Below are 295 nucleotides of genomic sequence, written 5' to 3' on the forward strand. Positions count from 1 at the left end.
TGCCTTCCGCGAGCAGACTTTCCAGTGCCTTGTACGCGGCGATGACCTTGTCAAAACGGTCCGGAGCGGGCTGGTGCAGGATCAGCAGGTCGAGATAGTCCACACCCAGCTTGGCCGTGGCCTTCTCCCATGCGTGCAGCGTCTGGTCGTAGCCGTAGTCGCTGACCCAGACCTTGGTTTCGATGAATACCTCGGACCGGTCCAGGCCGCTGTTGCGGATGCCTTGTCCGACTTCCCGCTCGTTGCCATAGGCAGCGGCCTGTCTCTTATCCCCATCTGACGCTGCCGACGACGG

At 62.0% G+C, this 295-nt stretch carries 1 protein-coding gene; it reads right to left on the minus strand.

Annotation, left to right across the window (positions count from 1 at the left end):
- On the minus strand, window positions 1-295 hold a 295-nt coding region (locus ACPYOM_RS22265; protein WP_481347629.1), incomplete at both ends, for an aldo/keto reductase.

Source organism: Monashia sp. HAY1-2A, from assembly GCF_056755315.1.